The following is a 4,860-nucleotide window of genomic DNA, read 5'->3' as shown; positions in this document are numbered from 1 at the left end:
TTAAAGTATTTGGAATCCATCTCGTTTGATGTTAAAATGGACGGCAAACAGGTACGGGATGCAGTGAAGGCAAATGGGCGCGCAACTGCTCCGCCAACACGCTAACCATGCTAGATATGCCGACATCTCGGTCATAAGACGCGAACCTGTACGCAGGATTCGCGTCTTATTGTATGTAAGGCATATAATGCCGCAGCATACACAGCAAGCAAGAGGAAGGAAGATGTAATGTGACACAGCCAAAAATAACAATCATCGGAAGCTTGAACATGGATCTCGTAACGGTCACCTCCACAGTGCCATCACAAGGTGAAACGGTAACTGGTCAATCGTTCGCGACTATGTACGGAGGGAAGGGCGCCAACCAAGCGGTAGCCTGCGCACGGCTAGGGGCTGATGTCAGCTTCATCGGATGTGTCGGTAATGACACATTCGGCACAATGATGTTAGATAACTTGAATCGTGAAGGCATACATACTGAAGCTGTTGAAGTACTTCGTGATGTATCTTCAGGAACCGCTTCCATTATTGTGAAGGATGGAGATAATCGCATTATTGTTGTACCGGGTGCGAATGCACAGGTAACAGCTGAACGAGTTCGCAAATACGCCGATGTCATTCGCCAATCGGACATCATCGTTCTGCAGCTTGAAATTCCTCTTCCTTCGATACGAGCTGCCATCGAGATCGCGGCTGAGTCAGCAATCCCTGTCATCCTTAATCCAGCGCCAGCAATGGAACTGGATCATCAATTGCTCAGCCAAGTCACTGTGCTCACGCCGAACGAGTATGAGCTTGCCGAGCTTCTCGGGCAAGCGGATCAGGCAGGCGTCTTCGATTGGCAATCTGCTCTGCAAGCGATGCCAGGTAAAATCGTGTTAACCAAAGGGGCTGATGGAGCCTATTGGTCAGATGCTAAGGGCCAACTTCACCATAGTCCAAGCCACCGGGTCGACGTTATCGATACTACGGGAGCTGGTGACACATTCAACGGCGCTCTGGCCGTAATGCTTGCGGAAGGCCGCTCTATGGAGCAAGCAATTCCGTTCGCGACAGCCGCAGGGGCATTGTCTGTAACCGTATTCGGCGCGCAGGGAGGTATGCCGACTCGAGAGCAATTAATGCATTGGATCACGCAGCACCAGGAGTAATAGCCCCACTTATAAGGAGGAAGCAATAATATGGCAACGATTCGTATGCTGCAGGCACTTGATTATGATGCTGCAGCCAAATTGTCTGATGACGTGTTTCGCAATGAAAAGCAGATGTCGATGGCACATAGTTTTTCGTATTTGTTCTCCCCTATTACCGCTCACTCATTCGGTGCGTTTGAGGATGGGGAACTGCTCGCACATATGGGATTGCTTCCATCGGTTGTCCGTATCGGACGATCTCGACTACCTGTATTCTCACTCGGTTCGGTATGCACATCCGAGGCTGCTCGCGGCAAAGGATTCGGTACGGATCTGCTGCACAAGGTTCAAGATCATGTTGCTTCTACAGGCGGAGTGATGATGTTCGTATCCGGAGGACGATCGCTCTATACACGCAATCGTTGTTATCCCTTCGGTCAAACACAGATTTATACGATTTCCGCAGATGCGGATGTTGCTGAAGAAGATGGTGTTCAGGCTCGGGTTCTTACTGAGAATGACTGTTTTGCTTGGTATGAACTTGCGCAGCAACGAGAAGCTGCTTTTGACTTAAGCTTATGGGATATGCACGGACTTGAGCATGGCGGTGCATTCGCTTCCTGCGTCATGATGAAGCCTAAGGTATACGTACTGGAGCGCAATGGTCAAATTACTGCATACATCTATATCATGTTCCCTTCTGCCAAACAGCAGGATGCTGCGCCTCGTGTATATGAGTATGGCGGCGCAGCTGAAGAGGTCGTACACTTGCTGCAACTTGTGATGAAACAGAAGCAAATCACTTCTTCAAAAGTGAATGTACCATGGCAGGATACAGAAATCAGCTCTTGTCTAGGCAGCTATTCTTCGGAAGAGGAGCCAAACCAAGGGACGTTGTATGTTCCGAGCATGGAGCGGCTATTCCGCTATATGAGGAACTGGTGGAGTGATCAAGGGGCACTGGCTGCCCATATTCAGGTCACAGAGCTTGAAGGCGGCAATGTTCGCCTTGAGTATCCAGATGCAGCGTCAGTTGAGCTTACTGAGAGTCAATTGTTCTCTCTGCTGTTTGATCCGAAGGCAACAGACATTCTTCCTCCAGCATGGCCTTCTGCCGAGCAATTGAAGATCACAATACCACTTCCTTATACGATCGGACTTTTTTACGTATAAATTAATGTTCTCATCATCATTTCTTCTATCGCAGCTGTACTGCTTAAAAGCGCACTAAAATTAGTGCGCTTTTACTTTTGAATTATACAAAGTTCCACACTGTTTCGCCTTTCCACAAGCTTTCCTCTTGATGTGAACCTGAATCTTCGCATACAATGAACAAAAGTAGTAGTATATAATCAGAAGGTGAATCCTAGAAATGATTACCCCTTAAACTTCCAAATACCCACTTCCCGATGCAGCCTTCTTTTAATTTGTATAATAGGAGCATTTTCATATGGCTACCATTTATGATATTGCGAGACAAGCCAACGTCTCCGCAATGACCGTATCACGCGTCATTAATAATACAGGCCGGGTCAGCGAAAAGACCCGAACCAAAGTTAAGCAAGTGATGGAAGAGATGCAGTACATACCAAATTCGGTTGCTCGCTGTCTCGTCACCCAAGAGAGCAAAATATTATCTCTACTTATTACAGATATCACAAACCCATTCTTCACAACAATGGCCCGTGGAGCGGAAGATGCCGCCATGCAACATGGATATCGTCTTATGTTCGGCAATAGTGATGAGAGCTTAGTGAAGGAAAAAGACTATGTTCAAATGATACTGTCCATGCGGGTGGATGGTGTCCTATTCGCGCCAAGCGGAGACCAATCCAAAGAACATCTGGAATGGCTGACAAGACAAAATGTCCCGTTCGTGCTGCTTGATCGTGAGGTTCCAGGGATCGATTGTGATGCAGTACTCGGGGATAGCCGTGGCGGTGCCAAACAGATGGTCAGTGAATTAATTCGGTATGGACATCGACGGATTGCCCTATTGAACGGGTCTGAAGAAGTATCGACCGCCAGGGAGCGCAAAGCAGGCTATATCGCCGCCTTGCAAGAAGCCGGCATCCCATTTGACGAAAAACTATGCATGCAGATGGGCTATTTACATGATCGGGATGCGCTCGATTTATCTCATTGGACTGAATTGGAGCCGCAGTCTCGCCCTACGGCTATCTTTGCTGCCAACAACATGCTTGCGCTCTCTATCTTTACTGTGCTGAATAATGTCGGACTGCGAGTCCCGGATGATATCTCGATCGCTTGCTTTGACGATTTTGGGTGGGTAGAAGAAGCGAACCCGTTCTTTTCTGTTGCTTCACAGCCTGCATATCAATTTGGAGAGACCGGAATGCAGCTACTGCTAGAACGAATCAAGGATCGGGATCAAGCCTCCCGCCGAGTTATTTTACCCTGCCAAGTCCACATGCGGCAATCGGTACGACAGCTATAGAACCATAATAAGCTCGGGCACGTTCACGGCCTGTTCGAACGGGATTTCATCCCTGTTGAGAATAGGCCGTTCTTTTTTGTCCAGTGAATACCACGTAGCTGCCCCAATCGTGTTCCTTGCCTCATTCTCCGACTCGAATGTATTTTCTTACCTGTAGACCTATTAGATCAAGCATATTAGAATAAAAACATTGACGCTTCTTTTGCTTTTATGCATAAAAGCGTGTAAGCGTGAAAGTATCTATCCGATCTTTACATACTAGAAACGTTACCCATCAAGGAGTTGAATAACTATGAATACGAATGATGAACATTCGGTCAAACAGCCACTCCGCTTCGTGCAGAGTGTTACCATCTTTGCGGTCATCATCGCCATTTTACTGCTTACGATACTTGGCTGGGGTGCACAGCCGCACATCCCACTGCTAACAGCAACTGTTGCCGCAGGCTGTCTGCTCTTGCTATTCGGTCAATCGTGGAATCTAGTAGAACGAGCATTGATTAAGGGACTTCAAGCTTCTGTTATGCCTGCCTTGCTCCTATCTCTTATCGGAATCCTGATTGCAGTATGGATGATGAGCGGGACAGTTCCTACGCTACTCGTATATGGAACCTCTTGGTTTCAGCCTCAATGGTTCACGATTAGCGCTCTGCTGCTTACGGTTATCGTCTCGATGTTCGTCGGCAGCTCAGTGACGACAGTCGGAACATTCGGCGTAGCCTTGATAGGCATGTCGAATACCATGGGCGTCCATCCCGCAATCGTAGCAGGGGCTGTGGTGTCCGGTGCCTGCTTCGGGGATAAGATGTCCCCGCTCTCCGATACGACGAATTTCGCATCTGCCGTTGCACGTGTCAGCATACCTGATCATATTCGCAATATGACGAAGACGACCGTACCCGCTTTTCTTATTACCTGCATCGCCTTTTTATTTTTCGGTTCTTCTGCTCAATCCAATATGGATCAATTGCTGTCGATGCAGCAGGATATCCGCAGTGTATTTCATATTCATCCGCTAACCTTACTACCGCTTGCTGTCGTGCTTATCGCTGCATTTAAGCGATTGCCAATCATCATTACGATGCTGCTCGGTATTGGATCGGGCCTGCTAGTAACTGCGCTCATTCAAGGAGACGTAAATGTTCCACAATGGATGGAAGTGATGCAGGGAGGATTCCAAGGGTCATTCCAGATGGAGGAAGTAAGCCGCATCGTGAACCGAGGTGGCCTTCAGTCCATGACTTGGGCGATATCGCTCATAGCGATTGC

General features: G+C 48.0%; 4 protein-coding genes. All 4 read left to right on the top strand.

Annotated features, from left to right (window positions below):
- Window positions 1–230 precede the first annotated feature (230 nt).
- Window positions 231–1,151 carry a ribokinase gene (gene rbsK / locus AZ66_RS27030; RefSeq protein WP_044357718.1) on the top strand — a complete coding sequence of 307 codons (921 nt, stop codon included), beginning with the start codon at window positions 231–233 and terminating at the stop codon, window positions 1,149–1,151.
- A 30-nt stretch (window positions 1,152–1,181) separates the two neighbouring features.
- Entirely contained in the window at window positions 1,182–2,306 is a 1,125-nt protein-coding gene (locus tag AZ66_RS27025) for a GNAT family N-acetyltransferase (protein WP_044357716.1), read from the top strand.
- 277 nt (window positions 2,307–2,583) lie between these two features.
- Complete coding sequence (locus AZ66_RS27020) at window positions 2,584–3,591, top strand: LacI family DNA-binding transcriptional regulator (RefSeq protein ID WP_044357715.1); 1,008 nt, start codon at window positions 2,584–2,586, stop codon at window positions 3,589–3,591.
- A gap of 292 nt (window positions 3,592–3,883) precedes the next feature.
- The coding region (locus tag AZ66_RS27015; RefSeq protein WP_044357713.1) for a Na+/H+ antiporter NhaC family protein at window positions 3,884–4,860 on the top strand (977 nt) is incomplete at its 3' end.

It is taken from the genome of Paenibacillus sp. E194, from assembly GCF_000935845.1.
GTDB lineage: Bacteria > Bacillota > Bacilli > Paenibacillales > Paenibacillaceae > Paenibacillus_B > Paenibacillus_B alvei_B.
This window is presented reverse-complemented; position numbering and strand designations above follow the sequence as displayed.